Source organism: Staphylococcus sp. EG-SA-2 (assembly GCF_017152085.1).
Genome location: NZ_JACYHC010001084.1, coordinates 1 through 734 on the forward strand (window position 1 = coordinate 1; position 734 = coordinate 734).

A 734-nucleotide genomic window follows, 5' to 3' on the forward strand; every position below is an offset into this window, starting at 1 on the left:
AGAGAAAAATTATTATAATAAGTTTATATTTAATGGTCATTTCATGGTCTTTTTACTTATTTTGCTGGGTGCATTTATTTTTGGATATGGTGAATGGTTAAAACATATTCCAACGAATATCAATTTTTCATTAATAGCAGCAGTGATTGTAGCATTGACATCCATTTTTCCAATGCGACCACTCCTAAAAGAAGCGGATAAAATCTTTTTATTACCATTTGAAAAACACATGTCTCAATTTATGCGTCATGCGATTTTATATAGTTACTTTGCGCGCATATTAATCCAACTCATTATTGTTATTGTAATGTTCCCGTTGTTTTACAATATTAATCAACATAATGTGGCATTTTATATTTGTTTTGGAGTCAGTGCATTAATTTTTCCATATGTTGGTTTACGCTTAAGATGGCAATGGTATCAATCGGGACTTAAAACATGGCAAGTTAATTTAATATCATTCATCACCTTTGCTCTAACATATTACTTACTATTAGCTCCAAAATGGTACATCGCATTTGTGATGGTTGCTTTGCCTGTGTTAATAGAATTTTTAGTTAAAAAATATAAACCAGGCTTTTTGTATCCTTGGGAGAAAATGATTGCAATCGAACATCGACATCATATGAATTATTATAAATTTGTTAATATGTTCACCGATGTAAAACATTTGAAAGAATCTGCAGTCAGAAGAAGTTATCTAGATATACTTTTACCAGTTCCAAAGGGTAGTA

1 protein-coding gene is annotated in these 734 nt (G+C 30.4%); it reads left to right on the top strand.

What is annotated here, in order from left to right:
* Positions 1–734, top strand: a 734-nt coding sequence (locus IDG60_RS18200) for an ABC transporter permease (RefSeq protein ID WP_206161029.1), incomplete at both ends; no start/stop codon positions are given.